This is a genomic window from Streptomyces sp. NBC_01635, from assembly GCF_045209715.1.
GTDB classification, from domain to species: Bacteria; Actinomycetota; Actinomycetes; order Streptomycetales; family Streptomycetaceae; genus Streptomyces; species Streptomyces hirsutus.
In genome coordinates this window covers 5,289,861-5,314,880 of the sequence record NZ_CP109277.1, presented here as the reverse complement: position 1 = coordinate 5,314,880, position 25,020 = coordinate 5,289,861, and the positions used below count along the sequence as shown (strand labels likewise).

Annotated in this window: 18 protein-coding genes; 2 read left to right on the top strand and 16 right to left on the bottom strand. The window is 71.1% G+C overall.

The genetic code is table 11. The features are described 5' to 3' along the window. Positions 1-157: 157 nt before the first annotated feature. Both OHB56_RS24830 and OHB56_RS24825 read right to left on the bottom strand, forming a co-directional pair. Complete coding sequence (locus OHB56_RS24830; RefSeq protein ID WP_406355705.1) at positions 158-2,836, bottom strand: lipopolysaccharide biosynthesis protein; 2,679 nt, start codon at positions 2,834-2,836, stop codon at positions 158-160. After that, positions 2,829-4,073: a DegT/DnrJ/EryC1/StrS family aminotransferase gene (locus OHB56_RS24825; protein ID WP_326754205.1), complete on the bottom strand. Its 1,245-nt coding sequence runs from the start codon at positions 4,071-4,073 to the stop codon at positions 2,829-2,831. The genes OHB56_RS24830 and OHB56_RS24825 overlap by 8 nt, the downstream gene beginning before the upstream one ends. A gap of 364 nt (positions 4,074-4,437) precedes the next feature. Here OHB56_RS24825 and fahA point away from each other — a divergent pair, with 364 nt between their 5' ends. Together fahA and OHB56_RS24815 are read left to right on the top strand one after the other, a co-directional pair. Next, the gene (fahA, locus tag OHB56_RS24820; RefSeq protein WP_326754204.1) at positions 4,438-5,664 is read left to right on the top strand and encodes a fumarylacetoacetase; all 1,227 of its coding nucleotides are present in this window, start codon (positions 4,438-4,440) and stop codon (positions 5,662-5,664) included. 273 nt (positions 5,665-5,937) lie between these two features. Continuing rightward, complete coding sequence (locus OHB56_RS24815; protein ID WP_326754203.1) at positions 5,938-6,876, top strand: M56 family metallopeptidase; 939 nt, start codon at positions 5,938-5,940, stop codon at positions 6,874-6,876. Positions 6,877-6,952: 76 nt separating this feature from the next. On the opposite strand, the gene recQ is transcribed toward OHB56_RS24815, so the two are convergent. The 14 genes from recQ to OHB56_RS24745 all read right to left on the bottom strand — a co-directional run bounded on the left by recQ (position 6,953) and on the right by OHB56_RS24745 (position 25,018). Further along, on the bottom strand, positions 6,953-9,010 hold the full coding sequence (recQ, locus tag OHB56_RS24810) for a DNA helicase RecQ (protein ID WP_406355703.1): 2,058 nt from the start codon (positions 9,008-9,010) through the stop codon (positions 6,953-6,955). Positions 9,011-9,323: 313 nt separating this feature from the next. Beyond that, a complete protein-coding gene (gene nuoN / locus OHB56_RS24805) occupies positions 9,324-10,973 on the bottom strand; it encodes an NADH-quinone oxidoreductase subunit NuoN (RefSeq protein WP_364739688.1) in 1,650 nt (549 codons plus the stop codon). Further along, complete coding sequence (locus OHB56_RS24800; protein ID WP_055595522.1) at positions 10,970-12,541, bottom strand: NADH-quinone oxidoreductase subunit M; 1,572 nt, start codon at positions 12,539-12,541, stop codon at positions 10,970-10,972. The genes nuoN and OHB56_RS24800 overlap by 4 nt, the downstream gene beginning before the upstream one ends. A 5-nt stretch (positions 12,542-12,546) precedes the next feature. Next, positions 12,547-14,511: an NADH-quinone oxidoreductase subunit L gene (nuoL, locus tag OHB56_RS24795; RefSeq protein ID WP_406355701.1), complete on the bottom strand. Its 1,965-nt coding sequence runs from the start codon at positions 14,509-14,511 to the stop codon at positions 12,547-12,549. Positions 14,512-14,525: 14 nt separating this feature from the next. Further along, the gene (gene nuoK / locus OHB56_RS24790; protein ID WP_003974374.1) at positions 14,526-14,825 is read right to left on the bottom strand and encodes an NADH-quinone oxidoreductase subunit NuoK; all 300 of its coding nucleotides are present in this window, start codon (positions 14,823-14,825) and stop codon (positions 14,526-14,528) included. Beyond that, on the bottom strand, positions 14,822-15,664 hold the full coding sequence (locus tag OHB56_RS24785) for an NADH-quinone oxidoreductase subunit J (protein WP_406355699.1): 843 nt from the start codon (positions 15,662-15,664) through the stop codon (positions 14,822-14,824). The genes nuoK and OHB56_RS24785 overlap by 4 nt, the downstream gene beginning before the upstream one ends. Continuing rightward, a complete protein-coding gene (gene nuoI / locus OHB56_RS24780) occupies positions 15,661-16,302 on the bottom strand; it encodes an NADH-quinone oxidoreductase subunit NuoI (RefSeq protein ID WP_055595525.1) in 642 nt (213 codons plus the stop codon). The genes OHB56_RS24785 and nuoI overlap by 4 nt, the downstream gene beginning before the upstream one ends. Next, a complete protein-coding gene (gene nuoH, locus OHB56_RS24775; protein WP_406355697.1) occupies positions 16,295-17,668 on the bottom strand; it encodes an NADH-quinone oxidoreductase subunit NuoH in 1,374 nt (457 codons plus the stop codon). Before nuoH ends, nuoI begins: the two co-directional genes overlap by 8 nt. After that, complete coding sequence (locus OHB56_RS24770; protein ID WP_406355695.1) at positions 17,665-20,190, bottom strand: NADH-quinone oxidoreductase subunit G; 2,526 nt, start codon at positions 20,188-20,190, stop codon at positions 17,665-17,667. Before OHB56_RS24770 ends, nuoH begins: the two co-directional genes overlap by 4 nt. Further along, positions 20,187-21,533: an NADH-quinone oxidoreductase subunit NuoF gene (nuoF, locus tag OHB56_RS24765; RefSeq protein WP_055595528.1), complete on the bottom strand. Its 1,347-nt coding sequence runs from the start codon at positions 21,531-21,533 to the stop codon at positions 20,187-20,189. Before nuoF ends, OHB56_RS24770 begins: the two co-directional genes overlap by 4 nt. Then, positions 21,533-22,393 carry an NADH-quinone oxidoreductase subunit NuoE gene (gene nuoE, locus OHB56_RS24760; RefSeq protein WP_055595529.1) on the bottom strand — a complete coding sequence of 287 codons (861 nt, stop codon included), beginning with the start codon at positions 22,391-22,393 and terminating at the stop codon, positions 21,533-21,535. Before nuoE ends, nuoF begins: the two co-directional genes overlap by 1 nt. Further along, on the bottom strand, positions 22,390-23,721 hold the full coding sequence (locus OHB56_RS24755) for an NADH-quinone oxidoreductase subunit D (protein ID WP_055595530.1): 1,332 nt from the start codon (positions 23,719-23,721) through the stop codon (positions 22,390-22,392). The genes nuoE and OHB56_RS24755 overlap by 4 nt, the downstream gene beginning before the upstream one ends. After that, entirely contained in the window at positions 23,718-24,467 is a 750-nt protein-coding gene (locus tag OHB56_RS24750) for an NADH-quinone oxidoreductase subunit C (RefSeq protein WP_055626583.1), read from the bottom strand. The genes OHB56_RS24755 and OHB56_RS24750 overlap by 4 nt, the downstream gene beginning before the upstream one ends. Beyond that, positions 24,464-25,018: an NADH-quinone oxidoreductase subunit B family protein gene (locus tag OHB56_RS24745; RefSeq protein WP_055595532.1), complete on the bottom strand. Its 555-nt coding sequence runs from the start codon at positions 25,016-25,018 to the stop codon at positions 24,464-24,466. Before OHB56_RS24745 ends, OHB56_RS24750 begins: the two co-directional genes overlap by 4 nt. Positions 25,019-25,020: the final 2 nt, after the last annotated feature.

The window sequence follows — 25,020 nt, the reverse complement described above, 5'->3', positions numbered from 1 at the left end:
CCACGGGGGTGTCCGCGGAGGTGCCCGCAGGGGGGACGGGCGCCGATGCGCTCTCTGGTGCGGGCTCGGACGCGGATCTCTCGCGTGGAGTGGCTGGCGGACGCACGGCGGTTCCCCCTTGGCGGTTCGGCTCCGAAAGCTTGATTCGTTCGCTGGTTCAGCCGTTCGGTCGTCTGTGGTCGGGCAGCCCCGGCACCGGTACGCCACGACGGAGCGGCAGAAGCCGGAGAAGGAGCAGCGGCAGAAGCAGTGCGGCGAGCAGCGGCGGTGACACGGGGGCGAGCGCGTCCCGCCACACCCAGCCGGCCACGGCGACGAGGTACAGCGCCCCCCAGCGCCCCGGCCAGGACAGCCGGTCGCCGCCCACCCGCTCGATCAGCAGCCACAACGCGACGAGGCACAGCAACTGGCACACCGGCGGCGCCCATCGCAGCAGCGGCTCCGGCCCGTCGGTTCCCACCGCGTCCGCGAGGAATTCGGCTGTCCGGACGTACCACGCCCCGCCCACCGGCGAGGGTTCCCGGCCGAGCACGACCGGTGCGGCGTACAGGGCGAGCAGGGCCGAACCCAGCGCGGTGCCGGGGAGCCAGGGATCGGGCGCCGTGCACAGCGTCACCGCGGCGACGAAGACCAGGAGCAGCACTCCGCCCGCCGCGAGCGCCACGAGCGGCAGCCCTTCCAGCAACTGCCGTCCCGTCAGTTCGCCCTGTTCCTCCGGCGACGGTCCGCCGAGCCGGTGCAGCGGGCGTGTCGACGCCCAGAAGGCGACGGTGGCGAGTCCGAGCAGCCCCCAGAGGACGTCCCGCAGCCGTCGGTCGGACCCGACACCGGCCGACGACGGGGCGATACGGCCGGCCGTGCCCGCGAACGCTTCGGCGGCACCCGCGCCGTCCCGGCCCTCGGCCTCCTCACCCCGTTCGTCCCGCTCACCGCGCTCGCCCTGCGCGGTACGACCGGCCCGCGCGTCCCGCTCACCGCGCTCGTGCGGTGTCTCGTCCCGGACCGGTCCGTGTGCGTTCCGTGGAGGGGGCCCCGCGTGATCGCCGGCCTTCCGATCACCCTCGGCCTCGCGCTGGTGCGCCTCGGCGCCCGGCTGCTTCCCGGGCTCGGCGCCCGGACCGACGCTCACACCGGCGCCCGCGTCCGCGACCGGCTCGGAGTCCCCGTCCGGGCCCACCCCCGGCTCGGGGACCGCGTCCGTGAGGCGGGGCCGGACGATGAACGCCATCGTGTCCGCCTGGAGGGCCTCCCGTTCGTAACCGGGGCGGCCGATGAACAGCGTGACGGTGTCCGCGTCGTCCTGTTCCCGGCCCTCGTCCTCGTAGGCGGCCCGGCGGGCCCAGCCCGTGCCGTACCCGGCGGTGGCGTTCAGCCGGGCCCAGCGCGTGCCGTACGCGGGACCGGCAAAGGCGCCCCCCGTCCGTCCCGTCCCGCTCGTCGTCCTCGTCGTACCGTCCTTGCCACCGGCCCCGCCCGTCCGGTCGACGAGCCCGCCGTGCCCACCGAGCCCGTCGCGTGTGTCGCGCAGCGCCGAGCGCAGGCCGAACACCGAGACGACGGCGACCGCCGTCATGCCGATCAGCACCGCCCACCCGGCGCCCGCGATGCCCGCGGGGGTGAACAGCACGGCCGCGCTGCCCAGGACCAGCACACACATGGCCCCTTGGAGCACGGCGAGCACACCGGTGCGCCCCTGTACCCGCAGCACCCCGATGTACAGCTCCACGACCACCCGGGGCAGCGCCCCGAGTGCGAGCAGCCGCAGCACCATCGAGCCGTGCTCGGCGTAGTCCGCGCTGAACGGCGTGAGGATCAACGGCGCGAAGACCACCAGGACCAGCACGACCGGCACCAGCAGCAGCGTCATCCGGCGCAGCGCCCCACGGACCCCGTCCGCGAGCCGGCGCGGATCGTGCGAGGCGTGGGCGGTGAGGGACGCGGCCATGTTCATGGCCATGAACTCCATGGTGCCGCCGACGGTGTACGCCACGTAGAAGTAGCCGTTCTCGGCGGCGCTGAAGCGGACCGCGACCATCACCGGCAGAAGGTTGATCATCGCCAGGCTGAACAGCGCGCCGAGCGAGTCACCGGCGAGGAAACGGCCCATGTCACGGATCTTGGGCGGTTCCCGGTCGCGGTCGGCGGCGGCCTGGCGCGGGATGAGCCGGCGGAATATCAGCCAGCCGAGCGGCAGCGTGGAGAAAGCGATCGCGACGGCCCAGGACACGAAGATGCCCAGCACGGGCAGCGCGCTCGCGAAGACGGCCAGCAGGACCAGCTTCCCGGTGGAGAAGACGGCGTTCCCGACGGGCACCCACGCGGTCCTGCGCAGGCCCGTGAGCACCCCGTCCTGCAGGGTGAGCAGCGCCCACGCCACGCACGCCGCGACGAACAGCGCACCCGCCAGCGGGGTACCGAGGGGCTCGTACGACGCGCCCCACAGGTCGAGCGTGAGCAGGAAGACACCCGCGGCCAGCGCGACGACCAGTGAACTCGCCCCGTACACGCCCCACACGAGACGCCCGGTCTCACGCCCGGCGCGCGGCACGAAGCGGACCACGGCGCCGATCATCGTGGTCGCGGTGATGCCGGCGAGCAGCCGCATCGCGGCGATGGCCGCGGAGCCCTGGCCGACCGCGTCCTCGGAGTAGTAGCGCGCGGCCACGAGCCAGAAGCCCAGCCCGAGAACGGCGGACACGCCGGTGCTGAGCATCAGGAAGTAGGCGTTCTTGAACAGCGAGTCGGAGCTGTCGGAGCCGGGTTCGTCGTCGGCGGGTTCGGGTCCGCCGCCGCCTGTGCGCACCGCGGCGGGCTCGTGCACCTGGATCTCAGCCACGAGGCGGCCCCAGTCCTCTCGCCGTGGCCCCCTTCGGCGGCTCCAGTGGCTGCGACGCCGATACCTCCGGCGCCTCTGACACCCCCGGCGGCTCCGACGGCTCCGGCGGCTCGGCGGGCCGTGCCCCGGACCGCTCCAGCGCCTCTGCCGCCTCACGCGCCCGCAGCGGATCCACCGGCAGCGCGTGCCGCGCGAACCAGCGGGCGTTCCCGGGGGCGGGCGACGGGTCCGTGAACGCGGCTCCCGCGTAGTCGTCCAGGGGCGGGTCGTAGAGGTAGCCGACCACGATGCGGCGCCGGGCCAGTGCCGCGATCGCCGCGTCCCGGTCCGCCACCAGCAAGGGCACCCGGAACAGCGGCTGCACCGTGCCGTCCGCCGGCGGCCGGGCCCACGGCGTCGACAGGAGCAGCTCCGTGCCCGCCCGTGAGGCCCGTAAGACGTCGTCCAGCCGCCCGAGACTGCGGTGGACGCGGCGCAACCGTACGGGGCCGGGCTCCAGCCGGTAGTCGTGCATGTCGACCCGCACCCAGGGGTCGTGCGCGCCCAGGTCCGGCGCGGAGCGCACGGCGCCGGCCAGCGCGTCCGGACGCAGCGGCATCCGGATCCCCTCGCGCTCCGTCAGTCCCAGCAGCCCCATCGTGGCCCAGGCGGCCCGGCGCAGCCCCAGCCGCCGCACGGCGGCCTCGGCGTACGGCCTTATCGCGTAGGTGAGTTCGGACGCCATGCGGCGCGGGGCGAGCAGTTCGGAACAGGCCTCCCGCACCGCCGTGCTCCGGTCCGGGTCGGCCAGCGCGAGGATGCCCCCCGTCTGGGCGCCGGCATGCTTGGAAAGGCTGAAAACGGAGGCGTCGCCCCAGGCCCCGACCGGCCGCCCGCCGACCTCGCTGCCGATGGCGTGCGCCCCGTCCTCGAACAACGGGATGCCCAACGCATCACAACGCTCCCGCAGTTCGGGTGCCGGATCCGGGTTGCCGTACAGGTTCGTGGTCAGTACGGCGGACAGCGAGCCCCATGTCTCGTCCGGCACCGCGTCGATGTCGATGGACGCGTCGAACGGGTTGAGCGGCGCCTGCACCGGGCGCAGGCCCGCCGCGAGCACCACGAAGAAGATGACGTCGTCGTTGACCGGCGACATCAGCACCCTGCCGCCCGGCGGGCACCAGTGGCGCAGCGCCACGAACAGCCCGAACCTGCACGACGGCACATACACGCATTCCCGGCCGAGCCGGTCGCGCATGGCATCTTCCAGCCTCTTCGGCCGCATGCCGGAACGCGCCGAGCCCGGACCGGCCTCCCCAATGGCCATCCGTCCCCCTGTTGTGCCATCGGAACGCCCCCTCCCCGAGGCCTTCCGGCACCCGCCCAGAGTCGCCCCGTTCGCACCGCTCCGTCAAGATTGCGTATCCGCCCCGTGGACGACTTCCGGTGCGCAAGGGGGAGCGGCGCACGTGTCGTGCCGTGCGGGACGCGCACGCCTCCCGCACCCCGGACCCGTCCTTCCGCCTCTGCCCAAGACCACCGCGGCACCCGTAACGTGTGGCACGACCACGAACACGTGAAGCACCAGAGCACCTGCGCACCCGAAAGCGAGGCAGCACCCGATGCCCCCCTTCGATGTCCCCGAGGGCGATCCCTTCGGTCCGCACAATCTGCCGTACGGCGTGTTCTCGCCCCCCGGCTCGTCGGAGCGGAGGGTGGGCGTCCGGCTCGGCGACCACGTCCTCGACGCCGGCGCGGCCGCACACGCCCTGGGTTCCCCGTACGCCTCCCTGCTCGCCCGTCCGACCCTCAACCCGCTGCTGGCGGCGGGCCGTACGGCCTGGTCGGACGTCCGGCGCGCCCTCACGGCCTGGGTGACCGTGCCGGCGCACCGGGAGACCGTCGAGCCGCTGTTCCACCCGTTGGCGTCGGTGGCCCTGCACCTCCCCTTCGAGGTCGCGGACTACGTCGACTTCTACGCCTCCGAGAACCACGCCCGCAACGTCGGTCGGATCTTCCGCCCGGACGCCCCCGACTCCCTCACCCCGAACTGGAAGCACCTGCCGATCGGCTACCACGGCCGCTCCGGCACGGTGCTGGTGTCCGGCACCGACGTCGTACGGCCCTCGGGGCAGCGCAAGGCGCCCACCGATCCCGTCCCGGTCTTCGGCCCGTCGGTGCGGCTGGACATCGAGGCCGAGGTCGGCTTCGTGGTCGGTGCGCCGTCCGAACTGGGCCGGCCGGTGCCGCTCGGCGACTTCCGCGACCACGTCTTCGGCCTCTGCCTCCTCAACGACTGGTCCGCACGCGACGTCCAGGCCTGGGAGTACGTCCCCCTCGGCCCGTTCCTCGGCAAGTCCTTCGCCACCTCGGTGTCGGCCTGGGTCACCCCGCTGGACGCCCTGGAAGAGGCCCGGGTGGCACCGCCGGAGCGCACCCACGCGCTGCTGCCGTACCTGGACGACGCGGACGAGGAGCCCGGCGGTTACGACCTGCGGATCTCCGTGGCCGTCAACGGGCACGTCGTCTCCGAACCTCCCTTCTCCACGATGTACTGGACGGCCGCCCAGCAGCTCGCCCACATGACCGTGAACGGCGCCTCCCTGCGCACCGGCGACCTCTACGGCTCCGGCACGGTGAGCGGGCCCGCCGAGGGGCAGCGCGGGTCCCTGCTGGAACTGACCTGGAACGGTCGCGACGCCCTCGAACTCCCCGACGGCAAGCGGACCTTCCTGGAGGACGGCGACGTGGTGACCCTGTCGGCCTGGGCCCCGGGGCCGGGCGGAGTCCGCGTCGGCCTCGGCGAGGTCACGGGACGGGTGATCCCGCGGACCGACCCCGCGAGCTGACCCGACGGGCCGGCCCGCGGGCCACGTCGGCGAAGCCGTCGATCCGCGCCCACCCCTGCTGCGCACCGCCCTTCGCCGTCATACTTACCTGGCGTCGGGCGGTGTGCGGCTCCCGCACGTCCCGCACCACCCGTACCCCGCACGGTGCGCGGCACGCGGCGCACGCCTCATGCCCTCCGCACGTCGTGCAGGGCCCGCACCGCACGCACCGCACGCACGTCCCTCACACACGTCCGAAGCTTCCCTCTTCCGACAGGATCCGGAGCCCGTGGCATGACCTTCTGCCTGCTCCTGCTGGGCGTCGTCGCCGTGACGGCCGCCGGGCCCGCCCCTCGTGCGCTGACCCGGGCGAAGTGGCCGGAGCGGGAGCCGGTGGTCGCTCTGTGGGTCTGGCAGTGTCTGGTCGCCACGGTCCTGTTGTGCTGCGTGACCGCCCTGGCCCTGGCCGCCGCGGCCGTCTTCGGCACGGTCCGCGCCCAGCTCTTCGCTCCGGCCCCGCCCGCGGTGACCGCGGCGTACGACCTGTCCGCCGCCCCGCCCTGGACGGCCGCCCTCACCGTGCTGCTGGCCTGCGGCGCGGCCTGGACCACGGCCATGCTCGGACGTGAACTGGCCGACGCCCGCCGGCGCCGGGCCCAGGCACGGGCGCATCTGCGGGAGCGCGCCCCCGACCTGCCCGCCGGTCTCCCCGCGGCCCGCGGCCCCCTGCTGGTACTCGAGGACGAGTACCCGGACGCCTGGTGGATGCCGGGCAGCCCGCCCCAGCTGATCGTCACCACCGGCGCCCTGCGCCGCCTCACCGACCACCAGATCGACGCCGTCCTCACCCACGAACGCGGCCACGCCCGCGCCCACCACAACTGGCTGCTGCACCTCTCCACCGCCCTGGCCACCGGCTTCCCCCGCGTCCCGCTCTTCGCCCACTTCTGCGACCAGACCCACCGCCTGGTCGAACTGGCCGCCGACGACACGGCCTCCCGCCGCTGCGGCCACATGACCACGGCACTGGCACTGATCGAGCTCAACCAGCACCGGGGCGTCCTGTCCTGCGCCTCCAGCCACCGCCTGCTCGGCGAGCGCGTCGACCGTCTGCTGAAGCCCCCGCCCCGCCTCGGCCGCCGCGACCGCGCCCTGACGACGACAGCGGCCGCCCTGGTCCCTCTCCTCCCCCTCCTGATCACCTTCGCCCCGGGCCTCACCGCCCTGCCGTAGCCTTCCGAAGCCGGACAGCCGGCGCCCCTGACGGCTGACGGCTGACGGCTGACGGCTGACGGCTGACGGCTGACGGCTACATCCAGTCCTCGGGCTCCGGCTCGGCGTCCATCTCCGGCCAGTCGTCGTCGAACACGGACCCGGCGGGGTCCTGCCCGGCTCCCGCGCCGCCCCCCTCGGCCGGACCCGAGCCTTGCGCCCCGGCCGGCGATCCAGTCGGCGATCCAGCCGGTGCTCCGCCCTGCGGCCCGTCCAGCGACCCGAGCACCTCCAGCACGCCCTCCCCGTACGTCGTGAGCTTCTTCTCGCCCACTCCGCTGATCCCGCCGAGCTCGGCGACCGAGCCGGGCCAGACCGTCGCGATCTCGCGGAGCGTGGCGTCGTGGAAGATGACGTACGCGGGGACGCCCTGCTCGCGGGCCTGTTCGGCACGCCAGGCGCGCAGCGCCTCGAAGGCCGGGAGGAGCTCCTCGGGCAGCTCGGCCGCCGCGGCCTTGGCCTTCCCCTTCCCCGAGCCCGACGACCCCGAGGCCCCCGACCGGGAGGTCACCGGCTTCTTCGGCTCCTTGCGCAGCGGCACCTCCCGCTCGCGCCGCAGCACGGTCCCGCTGGCCTCGGTCAGCACCAGCGTGCCGTAGTCCCCCTCGACCGCGAGCAGCCCCTGGGCCAGCAGCTGCCGGACGACGCCCCGCCATTCGCTCTCCTCCAGATCATCGCCGATCCCGAAGACGGAGAGCTGGTCGTGGTCGAACTGGATGACCTTGGCCGTGCGCTTGCCCAGCAGGATGTCCACGATCTGCACCGCGCCGAACTTCTGCCCGCGCTCCCGCTGCAGCCGGACCACCGTCGAGAGCACCTTCTGGGCCGCGACGGTGCCGTCCCACGTCTCCGGCGGGGTGAGGCAGGAGTCGCAGTTGCCGCAGCCCGCCGGGTCGGGGTTGTCCTGGCCGAAGTAGGCCAGGAGCTGCCCGCGCCGGCACCGGACCGTCTCGCACAGGGCGAGCATCGCGTCCAGGTGCTGGCCGGCCCGGCGCCGGAAGACCTCGTCGCCCTCGCCGGACTGGATCAGCTTGCGCTGCTGGATGACGTCGTTGAGGCCGTACGCCATCCAGGCCGTGGACGGCAGCCCGTCGCGACCCGCACGGCCCGTCTCCTGGTAGTAGCCCTCGACGGACTTGGGCAGGTCGAGGTGGGCGACGAACCGGACGTCCGGCTTGTCGATGCCCATGCCGAAAGCGATGGTCGCCACCACGACCAGGCCGTCCTCCCGCAGGAAGCGGGACTGGTGCGCGGCGCGTGTCCCCGCGTCCAGTCCCGCGTGGTACGGCACTGCCTCGACGCCGTTGCGGCTGAGGAATTCGGCGGTCTTCTCGACGGAGTTGCGGGAGAGGCAGTAGACGATGCCCGCGTCGCCCGCGTGTTCCTCCCGCAGGAAACTCAGCAGCTGCTTCTTGGGGTCGGCCTTGGGCACGATCCGGTACTGGATGTTGGGCCGGTCGAAGCTCGCCACGAAGTGCCGGGCGTCCGGCATGGCCAGCCGCTCGGTGATCTCCTGGTGCGTGGCGTGCGTGGCCGTCGCGGTGAGCGCGATCCGGGGCACGTCCGGCCAGCGCTCGCCGAGCAGCGACAGGGAGAGATAGTCCGGCCGGAAGTCGTGTCCCCACTGGGACACGCAGTGCGCCTCGTCGATCGCGAAGACGGAGATCTTCCCCCGCGACAGCAGCTCCAGCGAGCTGTTCAGCCGCAGCCGCTCCGGCGCGAGATACAGCAGGTCCAGCTCGCCGGCGAGGAACTCGGCCTCGACGACGCGCCGCTCCTCGAAGTCCTGCGTGGAGTTCATGAACCCGGCGCGCACGCCGAGCGCCCGCAGCGCGTCCACCTGGTCCTGCATCAGCGCGATCAGTGGCGAGACGACGACTCCCGTACCCGGTCTGACCAGGGCCGGGATCTGGTAGCACAGCGACTTGCCGCCACCGGTCGGCATGAGCACCACGGCGTCCCCGCCCGCGATCACATGCTCGATCACCGCTTGCTGCTCACCGCGGAAGGCGTCGAATCCGAACACCCGGTGCAGCGCCGCCAGCGCCTCGCTCTCCCTCACTGCCATCCCACCACTACCGCCCGTCCCGCCCATCGTCCCGCCCCCCGTACGACCACTCGCGGCCGCCGCGTCCACTGCGGCCGCTCTCGACCACTGCGCCCACGATAGGCGTCTTCACCGACATCCCCGGAGTTGTCCACAGACCGCCGCCCCGGACGGTGTCCACAGGGCTCCGCATCCCTCACCTCTGCTCATCGGCGTTCACGAACCGGTCACCCTCCGAACAACCGTGACCGACACCACGACCGACCACGACCGACCACGCCCCAGCACGGCCAGGCACGACAGGACGGCCCGGCGCCCCCCGAGCGGGTGCCGGGCCGTCCTGTCGTCGGCGGGTGTCGGGTCAGCGCACGAACACTCCCGCGTTCCCCGCCAGCTCCAGGAAGTACTGCGGTGCCACGCCCAGCACCACCGTGACCGCCACGCCCATCCCGATCGCCATCATCGTCAGCGGTGACGGCACCGCGACGGTCGGGCCCTCGGGCTTCGGCTCGCTGAAGAACATCAGGACGATCACCCGGATGTAGAAGAACGCCGCGATCGCCGACGCGATCACACCGACCACGACCAGCGGTACCGCGCCGCCCTCCGCCGCCGCCTTGAACACGGCGAACTTCCCGGCGAAGCCGGACGTCAGCGGAATGCCCGCGAAGGCGAGCAGGAACACCGCGAACACGGCCGCCACCAGGGGCGAACGGCGGCCGAGCCCCGCCCACTTGGACAGGTGCGTCGCCTCACCGCCGGCGTCCCGCACCAGCGTCACCACCGCGAACGCGCCGATCGTCACGAACGAGTACGCCGCCAGGTAGAAGAGGACGGACGAGATGCCCTCCGGCGTGGTCGCGATGACACCCGCGAGGATGAAGCCCGCGTGCGAGATCGCCGAGTACGCCAGCAGTCGCTTGATGTCGGTCTGGGTGATCGCGATGATCGCGCCGCCCAGCATGGTGACGATCGCGACGGCCCACATGACCGGCCGCCAGTCCCAGCGCAGGCCGGGGAGCAGGACGTACAGCACCCGCAGCAGGGCGCCGAAAGCGGCCACCTTGGTCGCCGCCGCCATCAGACCCGTCACCGGCGTCGGCGCGCCCTGGTACACGTCCGGCGTCCACATGTGGAAGGGGACGGCGCCGACCTTGAACAGCAGGCCCATGATCAGCAGACCCGAGCCCACCAGGAGCAGCACGTCGTTGCCCATGGTGTTGACGAGCGCCGGGTCGACCTCCGCGATCGTGCCGTCGACGACCTGCGCGATCGTCGCGTACGACATCGAGCCCGCGTAGCCGTACAGCAGCGCGATCCCGAAGAGGAGGAACGCGGAGGCGAACGAGCCGAGCAGGAAGTACTTGACCGCGGCCTCCTGCGAGATGAGCCGCTTGCGGCGGGCCAGCGCGCAGAGCAGGTACAGCGGGAGGGAGAGGACCTCCAGCGCCACGAAGAGCGTCAGCAGGTCGTTGGCCGCGGGGAAGACGAGCATGCCCGCGACCGCGAAGAGCAGCAGCGGGAACACCTCGGTGGTGGTGAACCCCGCTTTGACGGCCTTCTTCTCTCCGTCGCTGCCCGGCACGGAAGAGGCCTGCGCGGCGAAGGAGTCGACCCGGTTGCCGTGTACCTGAGGGTCGAGCCGGCGCTCGGCGAAGGTGAACAGGCCGACCAGGGCCGTCAGGAGGATCGTGCCCTGCAGGAACAGGGCGGGGCCGTCGACGGCGATCGCGCCCATGGCCGCGATGCCCGCCTTGGTCGTGCCGTATCCGTCGGCCGCGAGTGCCACGACCGCGGCGAACGCGGCGACGAGCGCGACCGAGGAGACGAACAGTTGTGCGTAGTAACGGGATTTGCGCGGTACGAAGCCCTCGATCAGGATTCCCAGGACCGCCGCGCCGACGACGATCAGGGTGGGCGCGAGCTGCGCGTACTCGATCTTCGGCGCGTCGATCTTCGCGATCGGGTCGACCGCACTTGTCCACAGGCTGTGGACGGCTGATGCGCTCACTTGGCCGCCTCCACCTCGGGCTGGGGGTCCTTCTGCTGGACGTCTGACATGGTCTGCTTCACCGCCGGGTTCACGATGTCGGTGACGGGCTTCGGGTAGACGCCCAGGAAGACCAGCAGCACGATCAGCGGCGCGGCCACGGCGATCTCACGCACCCTCAGGTCGGGCATCTTCGCGAGCTCGGGCCGCAGGGGGCCCGTCATCGTCCGCTGGTAGAGGACGAGGGTGTAGAGCGCGGCGAGCACGATGCCGAAGGTGGCGATGACGCCGATCACCGGATAGCGGGTGAACGTGCCGACCAGGACCAGGAACTCGCTGACGAACGGCGCGAGTCCGGGCAGCGACAGCGTCGCCAGGCCACCGATGAGGAACGTGCCGGCGAGGACCGGCGCGACCTTCTGCACCCCGCCGTAGTCGGCGATGAGCCGGGAGCCGCGCCGCGAGATGAGGAATCCGGCCACCAGCAGCAGGGCGGCGGTCGAGATCCCGTGGTTGACCATGTAGAGCGTCGCCCCGGACTGGCCCTGGCTGGTCATCGCGAAGATGCCCATGATGATGAAGCCGAAGTGCGAGATCGACGCGTACGCGATCAGCCGCTTGATGTCGCGCTGGCCGACCGCGAGCAGTGCCCCGTAGATGATGCTGATGACCGCCAGCACCATGATCACGGGTGTCGCCCACTTGCTCGCCTCGGGGAAGAGCTGGAGGCAGAAGCGGAGCATCGCGAAGGTGCCCACCTTGTCCACGACGGCCGTGATGAGCACGGCGACCGGGGCGGTGGACTCCTGCATGGCGTTGGGCAGCCAGGTGTGCAGCGGCCACATCGGCGCCTTCACCGCGAAGGCGAGGAAGAAGCCGAGGAACAGCCAGCGTTCGGTGCTCGTCGACATCTCGAGCGAGCCGTTGGCCCGCGCCTCGGCGATCTCGGTGAGCGAGAAGTTCCCGGCCACCACATAGAGCCCGATCACCGCGGCCAGCATAACCAGACCGCCGGCCAGGTTGTAGAGCAGGAACTTGACCGCCGCGTACGACCGTTGTGTCGCCGCCGCCTTCTCGCCGTGCTCGTGGGCCCGGTCCCCGAAGCCGCCGATGAGGAAGTACAGCGGGATCAACATGGCTTCGAAGAAGATGTAGAAGAGGAAGACGTCGGTGGCCTCGAAGGAGAGGATCACCATCGCCTCGACGACCAGGATCAGGGCGAAGAAGCCCTGCGTCGGCCGCCACCTTTTGCTACCGGTTTCCACGGGGTCGGCGTCGTGCCAGCCCGCCAGGATGATGAACGGGATCAGCAGGGCGGTCAGCGCGATCAGCGCGACCCCGATGCCGTCCACCCCCAGCTCGTAGCGGACTCCGAAGTCCGCGATCCAGGCGTGCGATTCGGTGAGCTGGTAGCGGTCGCCGCCCGGGTCGAAGCGCACCAGGACGACGACCGCCAGCGCCAGGGTGGCGATCGAGACCAGCAGGGCCAGCCACTTGGCGGCGGTGCGTTTCGTGGCCGGTACGGCGGCCGTGGCGATCGCCCCGAGGGCCGGGAGCGCCGCCGTCGCTGTCAGCAGAGGAAAGGACATCGGTATCAGACCGCCCTCATCAGCAGGGTCGCGGCGACCAGGACGGCCGCGCCGCCGAACATCGAGACCGCGTAGGACCGCGCGAAGCCGTTCTGCAGCTTGCGCATCCGTCCGGACAGGCCGCCGAACGAGGCCGCCGTTCCGTTGACGACCCCGTCGACCAGGGTGTGGTCGACGTACACCAGCGAGCGCGTGAGGTGCTCACCGCCGCGCACCAGGACCACGTGGTTGAAGTCGTCCTGGAGCAGGTCGCGCCGGGCGGCCCGGGTGAGCAGCGACCCGCGCGGGGCGACGGCCGGGACCGGGCGGCGCCCGTACTGGCCCCAGGCGATCGCCACGCCGACGACCATGACGGTCACCGTGGCCAGCGTGACCGTGAGGGCGCTGATCGGCGCGTGGCCGTGGGCGTACCCGGTGATGGGCTCCAGCCACTGCACGAACCGGTCGCCGATGCTGAAGAACGCGCCGGCGAACACGGAGCCGAAGGCGAGCACGATCATCGGGATCGTCATGCTCCTCGGCGACTCGTGCGGGTGCGGCGGGGTGTACTCGCTCGCCGCGGCGGCCGGCTCCACGCCGGGCGCCGAGGACGGCGACGGCTCCGGGGCCTTGCGCCAGCGCTCCTCGCCGAAGAACGTCATCAGCATCACGCGCGTCATGTAGTACGCGGTGATCGCGGCGCCCAGCAGGGCCACGCCGCCGAGGATCCAGCCCTCGGTGCCGCCCTTGGCGAACGCCGACTCGATGATCATGTCCTTGGAGAAGAAGCCGGACAGGCCCGGGAAACCGATGATGGCGAGGTAGCCGAGTCCGAAGGTGACGAAGGTGACCGGCATGTACCTGCGCAGTCCGCCGTAGCGGCGCATGTCGACCTCGTCGTTCATGCCGTGCATGACCGAACCGGCTCCGAGGAACAGCCCGGCCTTGAAGAAGCCGTGCGTCACCAGGTGCATGATCGCGAAGACGTAGCCGATGGGGCCGAGGCCCGCCGCGAGCACCATGTAGCCGATCTGCGACATCGTCGAACCGGCCAGCGCCTTCTTGATGTCGTCCTTCGCGCAACCGACGATCGCACCGAACAGCAGCGTGACCGCGCCGACGATGGTGACGACCAGTTGCGCGTCCGGGGCGCCGTTGAAGATGGCACCGGAGCGGACGATCAGATAGACGCCCGCCGTCACCATGGTCGCGGCGTGGATCAGGGCCGAGACCGGGGTCGGGCCCTCCATCGCGTCCCCGAGCCAGGACTGCAGCGGCACCTGGGCGGACTTGCCGCAGGCGGCGAGCAGCAGCATGAGGGCGATCACGGTGAGCTTGCCCTCACCCGCGGCGCCCGCGAGCCCGGCCTCGTCCTGGCTGCCGAGCACCGGCCCGAAGGCGAAGGTGCCGAACCACAGGAACATCAGCATGATCGCGATCGACAGGCCCATGTCGCCGACACGGTTGACCAGGAAGGCCTTCTTCGCCGCGGTGGCGGCGCTGGGCTTGTGCTGCCAGAAGCCGATCAGCAGGTAGGAGGCGAGACCGACGCCCTCCCAGCCGAGGTACAGCAGCAGGTAGTTGTCGGCGAGGACGAGGATCAGCATCGCCGCGAGGAACAGGTTCAGAAAGCCGAAGAAGCGGCGGCGCCGCTCGTCGTGCTCCATGTACCCGATCGAGTACAGGTGGATGAGCGAGCCGACGCCGGTGATCAGCAGGACGAACGTCATCGACAGCTGGTCGAGCCGGAAGGCGACGTCGGCCTGGAACCCCTCCACCGGGATCCAGCTGAACAGATGCTGCGTCAGGGTGCGGTCGGCGGCGGCCTCGCCCAGCATGCCGGCGAAGAGGACGACGCCGATCACGAAGGACGCGGCGGCGAGCACCGTGCCGATCAAGTGACCGACGGCGTCCAGCCGCCGGCCGCCGCACAGCAGGACCGCCGCTCCGAGCAGGGGCGCCGCCACCAGCAGCGCAATCAGATTCTCCACGATTCAGCGACCCCTCACAGCTTCATCAGGCTGGCGTCGTCGACCGAGGCCGAGTGGCGGGAACGGAACAGGGACACGATGATCGCCAGCCCGACCACGACCTCCGCCGCGGCGACGACCATCGTGAAGAAGGCGATGATCTGGCCGTCGAGGTTGCCGTGCATGCGGGAGAAGGCGACGAACGCGAGGTTGCAGGCGTTGAGCATCAGCTCGATGCACATGAAGACGACGATCGCGTTGCGCCGGATGAGGACACCGGTGGCGCCGATCGTGAACAACAGGGCCGCGAGGTAAAGGTAGTTGACCGGGTTCACTTCGATGCCTCCTCGGTCCGCCTCGACGGTGGCGGCTCGATCTCCGTGCGCTCGAGCCGCTCCTCGGAGCGCTGCTCCAGCGCCCGCAGGTCGCCGAGCGCCTCCTGCGACACGTCCCGGATCTGGCCGCGGTCGCGCAGCGTGCTGCTGACGGTGAGGTCGGACGTCGTCCCGTCGGGCAGCAGGCCCGGGATGTCCACCGCGTTGTGCCGGGCGTACACGCCCGGGGCCGGCAGCGGCGGGAGGTGCTTGCCCTCGCGGACGCGCTGTTCGGCCAGCTCCCGCTGGGTCATGGCGCGTTCGGTGCGCTCGCGGTGGGTGAGCACCATGGCGCCGACGACGGCCGTGATGAGCAGGGCGCCGGTGATCTCGAAGGCGAAGACGTACCTGGTGAAGAGGAGGGCGGCGAGGCCCTCCACGTTGCCGTTCGCGTTCGCCTGGCCGAGACCGTTGAAATCGGTGAGCGCGGCGTTGCCGATGCCGCCGACGAGCAGGATGCCGAAGCCCAGCCCGCACAGCGCGGCGAGCCAGCGCTGGCCCTTGATGGTCTCCTTCAGGGAGTCCGCCGCGGTGACGCCCACCAGCATCACCACGAACAGGAACAGCATCATGATCGCGCCGGTGTAGACGATGATCTGGACGACGCCCAGGAAGTAGGCGCCGTTGGCGAGGTAGAACACCGCCAGGACGATCATGGTTCCGGCCAGGAAGAGCGCGCTGTGCACGGCCCGCCGCATCAGGATCGTGCCCAGGGCGCCGATCACGGCGACCGTGCCGAGGACCCAGAACTGGACGGCCTCCCCGGTGGAGGTGGAGTAGGCGGCGAGGTACTCGGTCATTTCCGGATCACCTTCTCCGACGCCGGTTCGCCCTCGCCGAAGGTCGAGTCGGCCTCCTGCACGACCTCGCCCTCGGAGTGGGCGGCCTGCCGCTCCGTGCCGGGGGCGGCCTCGGTCACCAGGCCCCGGTAGTAGTCCTGCTCGTCGGTGCCCGGGTACATGGCGTGCGGGCTGTCCACCATGCCCTCCTCCAGACCGGCGAGCAGCTGCTCCTTGGTGTAGATGAGGTTGGCGCGGCTGGAGTCGGCCAGCTCGAACTCGTTGGTCATCGTCAGCGCGCGCGTGGGGCACGCCTCGATGCACAGGCCGCACAGGATGCAGCGGGCGTAGTTGATCTGGTAGACGCGGCCGTACCGCTCACCGGGCGAGTAGCGCTCCTCCTCGGTGTTGTCCGCGCCCTCGACGTAGATCGCGTCGGCGGGACAGGCCCAGGCGCACAGCTCGCAGCCGACGCACTTCTCCAGACCGTCCGGATGGCGGTTGAGCTGGTGCCTGCCGTGGAAGCGCGGGGCCGTGGTCTTCTGCTGCTCCGGGTACTGCTCGGTCAGCCGCTTCTTGAACATGGCCTTGAAGGTCACACCGAAGCCGGCCACGGGGTTCTGGAAACCGGGCTTGGTCTCCTTGGGTTCCTCAGTCATCGGACGCCTCCTTTCCATCCAGAGATCCGTCACTGGGGGTATCGGTCCCGCCACTGGCGACGAGCTCCCGCTCCCGGCGCGAGCGGCGTCGCGGCACCGGCGGAAGTTCCTGTCCGGGCAGCGGTGGTACGGGGAATCCGCCTGCCATCGGGTCGAAGGAGGCCGGTTCCCCGCCCGGCTCTCCGGCTCCCCCGGCCTCCTTGCCCTTCGAGCGGAACATGTCCGCGACGAAGGACAACAGCAGCAGGACGAGTACTCCGGCGGCGATGTAGAGGGCCAGGTCCGCGAAGCCGTAGCCCTCGTTCCTCAGGGCCCGCACCGTGGCGACGGCCATCAGCCACACCAGGGAGACCGGGATGAGGACCTTCCAGCCGAGCTTCATCAGCTGGTCGTAGCGCACGCGCGGGAGCGTGCCGCGCAGCCAGACGAACATGAACAGCAGCAGCTGGACCTTGACGATGAACCAGAGCATCGGCCACCAGCCGTGGTTCGCGCCCTCCCAGAAGGTGCTGACCGGCCATGGAGCGCGCCAGCCACCCAGGAAGAGGGTGACGGCGACGGCGGAGACGGTCACCATGTTGATGTACTCGGCGAGCATGAACATCGCGAACTTGATCGACGAGTACTCGGTGTTGAAGCCGCCGACCAGGTCGCCCTCGGACTCGGGCATGTCGAAGGGGGCGCGGTTGGTCTCACCGACCATCGTGACGATGTAGATGATGAAGGAGACCGGCAGCAGCAGGATGTACCAGCGGTCGGCCTGCTGCTCGACGATCGCCGACGTCGACATCGATCCCGAGTAGAGGAACACGGAGGCGAAGGCGGCGCCCATGGCGATCTCGTAGGAGATCATCTGCGCGCACGAGCGCAGTCCGCCCAGCAGCGGGTACGTGGATCCGGAGCTCCAGCCGGCGAGGACGATGCCGTAGATGCCGATGGAGGCGACCGCGAGGATGTAGAGCAACGCGATCGGCAGGTCGGTGAGCTGCATCGTGGTCCGCTGGCCGAAGATCGAGATCTCGTTGCCGGACGGCCCGAAGGGGATCACCGCGATCGCCATGAAGGCCGGGACGGCCGCGACGATCGGCGCGAGGACGTACACCACCTTGTCGGCGCGTTTGACGACGACGTCTTCCTTGAGCATCAGCTTCACGCCGTCGGCGAGCGACTGGAGCATGCCCCAGGGGCCGTTCCGGTTGGGGCCGACGCGCAGCTGCATCCAGGCGACGATCTTGCGTTCCATCACGATGGCGATCAGCACCGTCACCATGAGGAAGGCGAAGCAGAACACCGCCTTGACGACGACCAGCCACCAGGGGTCGCGGCCGAACATCGAGAGGTCTTCAGCGGCGAAGTACGGGCTCATGCCTCCACCTCCTTGAGGGCCTCGCCGGCGGGTCCCGCCGGGCCGATTCGGACGAGGGAGCCGGGCAGCGCCCCGGTGTCGGAGGCGACCCCGCCGCCGACGGAGTTCAGCGGGAGCCACACCACGCGGTCGGGCATCTCGGTGACGCCCAGGGTCAGCTCGACCGTCCCCGCGGGGCCGGTCACGGCGATCGGGTCGCCGTCCTTGACGCCGACCTCGGCGGCCGTGGCGGCCGACAGGCGCGCGTGCGCGGCGTGCCGGGTGCCGGCGAGCGCCTCGTCGCCCTGTTGCAGGAGTCCCTGGTCCAGCAGCAGGCGGTGCCCCGCGAGCACCGCCTCTCCGGCGGCCGGCCGGGGCAGCGCGCCCGCGGTCTCCAGTGGTTCGGTGGCCCGCGGGCCGTCCCAGGCGCCGAGCCGCTCGAGCTCCGCGCGGGTGGTGCGCAGGTCCGGCAGACCCAGGTGCACGTCCATGGCGTCGGCGAGCATCTGGAGCACGCGCGCGTCGGTCGGCGGGAGGGTACGGGTGAGCTGCTCGGGCTTGAGCGCCGACGCGAAGGGCCGGACCCTGCCTTCCCAGGTGAGGAAGGCGCCGGCCTTCTCGACGACGGCCGCGACCGGCAGCACCACGTCGGCGAGTTCGGTGACCTCGCTGGGCCTCAGCTCCAGCGAGACCACGAACCCGGCCTCGGCGAGTGCCGTACGCGCGCGTGCGGGGTCGGGCAGGTCGGCGACCTCGACGCCGGCGACCAGCAGCGCCTGCAGCTCGCCGGTCGCGGCTGCCTCGACGATCTCGCGGGTGTCGCGGCCGTAGCGGTGCGGGAGGGCGGCGACGCCCCAGACGGCGGCGACCTCCTCCCGTGCGCGCGGGTCGGTCGCCGGGCGCCCGCCCGGCAGCAGCGACGGCAGCGCGCCCGCCTCGACGGCGCCCCGCTCCCCGGCGCGCCGGGGAATCCACACCAGCCGGGCGCCGGTCGCGGTGGCGATCCGTACGGCGGCGGTCGGGCCGCCCTCGACGGCGGCGATCCGCTCGCCGACGACGATCACCGCGCCCTCGGCCCGCAGCGCTTCGGCGGCTCGGGCCCCGTCGCCCTCCAGGCCGACCCCGCTCGCGAGCGCGTCGAGCCATTCGGTCTCGGTGCCGGGAGCCGCCGGCAGCAGCGTGCCGCCGGCCTTCGCCAGTCCGCGTGTGGCGTGCGTGGCCAGCGAGAAGGTCCGCTGCCCGTGCGTACGCCAGGCCTTGCGCAGCCGCAGGAAGACGCCGGGCGCCTCCTCCTCGGCCTCGAATCCGACCAGCAGGACGGCGGGCGCCTTCTCCAGCGAGGAGTACGTGACACCGTCGGCGGAGTCCGTACCGGACGCGCCCCCGAGGTCACGTCCGCGGCCCGCGACCCGCGCGGCGAGGAAGTCGGCCTCCTCGGCGCTGTGCACGCGCGCGCGGAAGTCGATGTCGTTGGTGTCGAGGGCCACGCGCGCGAACTTGCTGTACGCGTAGGCGTCCTCGACGGTGAGCCGGCCGCCGGTCAGGACGCCGGTGCGGCCGCGGGAGGCCAGCAGGCCCTGGGCCGCGATCTGCAGCGCGTCGGGCCAGGAGGCGGGCTCCAGCTCACCCTCGGCGTTGCGCACGAGCGGGGTCTGCAGCCGGTCCCGCTGCTGTGCGTACCGGAACCCGAAGCGGCCCTTGTCGCACATCCACTCCTCGTTGACCTCGGGGTCGTCGGCGGCGAGCCGCCGCATGACCTTGCCGCGCCGGTGGTCGGTGCGGGTGGCGCAGCCACCGGCGCAGTGCTCGCACACCGACGGCGAGGAGACCAGGTCGAAGGGGCGGGAGCGGAACCGGTAGGCCGCCGAGGTGAGCGCGCCGACCGGGCAGATCTGGATGGTGTTGCCGGAGAAGTACGACTCGAAGGGATCGCCCTCGCCGGTGCCGATCTGCTGGAGCGCGCCCCGCTCCACCATCTCGATCATCGGGTCGCCCGCGATCTGGTTGGAGAACCGGGTGCAGCGGGCGCACAGCACGCACCGTTCGCGGTCCAGCAGCACCTGGGTGGAGATCGGGACGGGCTTCTCGTAGGTCCGCTTCTTTCCGTCGAAGCGGGAGTCGGCCTGTCCGTGGGACATGGCCTGGTTCTGCAGCGGGCACTCGCCGCCCTTGTCGCAGACCGGGCAGTCCAGCGGGTGGTTGATGAGCAGCAGCTCCATCACCCCGTGCTGGGCCTTCTCCGCGACGGGCGAGGTGAGCTGGGTCTTCACCACCATCCCGTCGGTGCAGGTGATGGTGCAGGAGGCCATGGGCTTGCGCTGGCCCTCGACCTCGACGATGCACTGGCGGCAGGCGCCGGCCGGGTCGAGGAGCGGGTGGTCGCAGAACCGGGGGATCTCGATGCCGAGCTGTTCGGCGGCCCGGATGACCAGGGTGCCCTTGGGCACGCTGAGCTCGGCGCCGTCGATCGTCAGCGTGACGAGGTCCTCCGGGGGGACCGCCGCCTCTCCCCCTCCCGAAGGAGCGTTGGTGGTCACGGTCATGCGTGCACCTCCGTGCGGTCGGCCCAGGCCGTCGACCTCGCGGGGTCGAAGGGGCAGCCCCGGCCCGTGATGTGCTGCTCGTACTCCTCACGGAAGTACTTGAGCGAGGAGAAGATCGGCGAGGCGGCGCCGTCGCCGAGGGCGCAGAACGCCTTGCCGTTGATGTTGTCGGCGATGTCGTTCAGCTTGTCGAGGTCGGACATCCGGCCCTTGCCGGCCTCGATGTCGCGCATCAGCTGCACGAGCCAGTACGTGCCTTCGCGGCAGGGCGTGCACTTGCCGCAGGACTCGTGGGCGTAGAACTCGGTCCAGCGGGTGACGGCCCGGACGACGCACGTCGTCTCGTCGAAGCACTGGAGGGCCTTGGTGCCGAGCATGGAGCCGGCGGCGCCCACCCCCTCGTAGTCGAGGGGGACGTCAAGGTGCTCGTCGGTGAACATCGGCGTGGAGGAGCCGCCCGGCGTCCAGAACTTCAGGCGGTGTCCCGGCCGCATGCCGCCGCTCATGTCGAGCAGCTGGCGCAGTGTGATGCCCATCGGCGCCTCGTACTGTCCGGGGCGTGCGACGTGGCCGCTGAGGGAGTAGAGGGTGAAGCCGGGCGACTTCTCGCTGCCCATCGAGCGGAACCAGTCCTTGCCCCGGTTCATGATGGTGGGAACCGAGGCGATCGACTCGACGTTGTTCACCACGGTCGGGCACGCGTAGAGGCCCGCGACGGCGGGGAAGGGGGGACGGAGCCGTGGTTGACCACGGCGGCCTTCGAGCGAGTCGAGGAGTGCGGTCTCCTCACCGCAGATGTACGCGCCGGCGCCCGCGTGCACGGTGAGTTCGAGGTCGAGTCCGCTGCCCAGCACGTTCTCGCCGAGGAGGCCCGCCGCGTAGGCCTCGCGCACGGCCTCGTGCAACCGCCGCAGCACGGGGACGACTTCGCCCCGCAGGTAGATGAAGGCGTGGGACGACCTGATGGCGTAACAGGCGATGACGATGCCCTCGATGAGGCTGTGCGGGTTCGCGAAGAGGAGCGGGATGTCCTTGCACGTTCCGGGTTCCGACTCGTCGGCGTTGACCACCAGGTAGTGCGGTTTTCCGTCTCCCTGGGGAATGAACTGCCATTTCATTCCCGTGGGGAATCCGGCGCCTCCGCGCCCCCGTAGACCGGACTCCTTGACGTACGCGATGACGTCGTCCGGTGACATGGCGAGCGCCTTGCGGAGCCCTTCGTACCCCTCGTGCCTCTTGTAGACGTCCAGCGTCCAGGACCTGTCCTCGTCCCAGAAGGCCGACAGCACGGGCGCGAGCAGCTTCTCCGGGCCGGTGTCCTTGAGTTCGGGTGCCAAGGTCATCACTCCCCCTCCTCTGCGGCAGGTCCGGCCGGATGCGCCGGGTCGGAGGCCGACGTGTCCTGCGGCGCGTCGTGCGAGCTGAGGTGCTCCGCCGGTGACGGGTCGTGCGGCGGGGTGTCCTGGGACGCCTCGCCGCGCGGGTGCACCACGCGTGCGGGGGCGGCCTCCCCCTTGGCCAGCTTCAGGCCGGCCAGGGAGGCGGGTCCCGCGCTTCCCGTGGCGTCGACGGCACCGTCCCGCTCGTCGGGGAAGCCGGCCAGGATCCGGGCGGTCTCCTTGAACGTGCACAGGGGCGCCCCGCGCGTGGGCGACACCGGGCGGCCGGCCCTCAGGTCGTCGACGAGGCGCTTGGCGCTCTGCGGGTCCTGGTTGTCGAAGAACTCCCAGTTGACCATCACGACGGGCGCGAAGTCGCAGGCCGCGTTGCACTCGATGTGCTCGAGGGTGACCTTGCCGTCGTCGGTGGTCTCGCCGTTGCCGAGGCCCAGGTGCTCCTGGAGCTCCTCGAAGATGGCGTCGCCGCCCATGACCGCGCACAGGGTGTTGGTGCACACCCCGACCTGGTAGTCGCCGCTCGGCCGGCGCCGGTACATGGAGTAGAAGGTGGCGACGGCGGTGACCTCGGCCGTGGTCAGGCCGAGCACGTCCGCGCAGAACCGCATCCCGGTGCGCGTGACATGGCCCTCCTCCGCCTGCACGAGGTGCAGCAGCGGCAGGAGAGCGGACCGGGAGTCCGGGTAGCGGGCGATGACCTCGCGCGCGTCGGTCTCCAGCCGGGCCCGGACCTCGTCCGGGTAGGCGGGCGCGGGCAGTTGGGGCATGCCCAGGCTGACGCCCCGCTCCGAAGGGGTGGTGGTCACCGGTCGACGCCTCCCATCACGGGGTCGAGGGATGCCACGGCGACGATGACGTCGGCGACCTGGCCGCCCTCGCACATCGCCGCCATGGCCTGCAGGTTGGTGAAGGACGGGTCGCGGAAGTGGACCCGGAAGGGGCGGGTGCCGCCGTCGGAGACGACATGCGCGCCGAGCTCGCCCTTGGGCGACTCGACGGCCGCGTACGTCTGTCCCGGCGGTACGCGGAAGCCCTCGGTGACCAGCTTGAAGTGGTGGATCAGGGCCTCCATGGAGGTGCCCATGATCTTCTTGATGTGGTCGAGGGAGTTGCCCAGTCCGTCCGGCCCCATGGCGAGCTGGGCGGGCCAGGCGATCTTCTTGTCGGCGACCATGACCGGTCCGGGCTGGAGCCGGTCCAGGCACTGCTCGACGATGCGCAGCGACTGGCGCATCTCCTCCAGCCGGATCAGGAAGCGGCCGTAGGAGTCGCAGGTGTCCGCGGTGGGGATCTCGAAGTCGTACGTCTCGTACCCGCAGTACGGCTGCGCCTTGCGCAGGTCGTGCGGCAGGCCGGTGGAGCGCAGGACCGGGCCGGTCGCCCCGAGGGCCATGCAGCCGGCCAGGTCCAGATAGCCGACGTCCTGCATACGGGCCTTGAAGATGGGGTTCCCGGTGGCGAGCGCGTCGTACTCCGGGAGGTTCTTGCGCAGCTTCTTCACCAGCTCGCGGATCTGGTCCACGGCGCCGGGCGGCAGGTCCTGGGCGAGTCCGCCGGGGCGGATGTACGCGTGGTTCATCCGCAGGCCGGTGATGAGCTCGAAGGCGTCGAGAATGAGTTCACGATCACGGAATCCGTAGATCATGATCGTGGTGGCGCCGAGTTCCATGCCTCCGGTGGCGATGCACACCAGGTGGGAGGAGAGCCGGTTCAGCTCCATCAGGAGCACGCGGATGACCGAGGCGCGGTCGGGGATCTGGTCCTCGATGCCGAGGAGCTTCTCGACGCCGAGGCAGTACGCCGTCTCGTTGAAGAACGGCGTCAGGTAGTCCATGCGCGTCACGAACGTGGTGCCCTGGGTCCAGGTCCGGTACTCGAGGTTCTTCTCGATGCCGGTGTGGAGGTAGCCGATGCCGCAGCGGGCCTCGGTGACCGTCTCGCCGTCGATCTCCAGGATCAGCCGGAGCACGCCGTGCGTGGACGGGTGCTGCGGTCCCATGTTGACGATGATGCGCTCGTCGTCACTGCGCTGCGCCGTCTCGACGACCTCGTCCCAGTCGCCGCCGGTGACGGTGTAGACGGTGCCTTCCGTGGTCTCGCGCGCCGAGGCGGCGGAGGCGTTCGGCATGCTCATGAGTACGACCTCCGCTGGTCCGGAGCCGGGATCCGGGCGCCCTTGTACTCGACGGGGATGCCGCCGAGGGGGTAGTCCTTGCGCTGCGGATGGCCCTGCCAGTCGTCCGGCATCAGGATCCGCGTCAGGGCCGGGTGACCGTCGAAGACGATGCCGAAGAAGTCGTACGTCTCGCGCTCGTGCCAGTCGTTCGTCGGGTAGACGGAGACCAGCGACGGGATGTGCGGGTCGCCGTCGGGAGCGCTGACTTCCAGGCGGATCATCCGGTTGTGGGTGATCGACCGCAGGTGGTACACGGCGTGCAGCTCGCGGCCCTTGTCGCTGGGGTAGTGCACGCCGCTGACGCCGGTGCACAGCTCGAAGCGGAGCGCGGGATCGTCGCGCAGGGTCGTCGCGACCCGGACCAGGTGCTCGCGCTCGATGTGGAAGGTGAGTTCGTCGCGGTCGACGACCGTCTTCCCGATGGCGTTCCCGGGGAGCAGGTCCTGCTCCTCCAGCGCGCCCTCCAGTTCGTCGGCCACCTCGTCGAACCATCCCCCGTAGGGGCGGTTCGACGCTCCCGGGAGCCGGACCGAGCGGACCAGGCCGCCGTAACCGGAGGTGTCACCGCCGTTGCCGGCGCCGAACATGCCGCGCTGGACGCGGATCTCCTCGCCCCCGTCGCCCCGCTGGCCGGGGAGGTTCTCGGCGGAGAGGTCCTTCTCGGGGTTCACGCCGTCACCCGCGGTGTCGTTCGCGTCGCTCATCGCAGCAGCCCCTTCATCTCGATGGTGGGCAGGGCCTTGAGCGCCGCCTCCTCCGCCTCGCGGGCCGCCTCCTCGGCGTTCACTCCGAGCTTGGAACCCTGGACCTTCTGGTGGAGCTTGAGAATGGCGTCCAGCAGCATCTCGGGGCGGGGCGGACAACCGGGCAGGTAGATGTCGACCGGGACGATGTGGTCGACGCCCTGCACGATCGCGTAGTTGTTGAACATGCCGCCCGACGAGGCGCAGACCCCCATGGAGATCACCCACTTGGGGTTCGGCATCTGGTCGTAGACCTGCCGCAGCACCGGCGCCATCTTCTGGCTGACCCGGCCGGCCACGATCATCAGGTCCGCCTGCCGCGGCGAGCCGCGGAAGACCTCCATGCCGAAGCGCGCCAGGTCGTAGCGGCCGGCGCCGGTGGTCATCATCTCGATGGCACAGCAGGCGAGTCCGAACGTGGCGGGGAACATGGACGACTTGCGCACCCAGCCCGCGGCCTGCTCGACGGTGGTCAGCAGGAATCCGCTCGGCAGCTTTTCTTCGAGTCCCATGG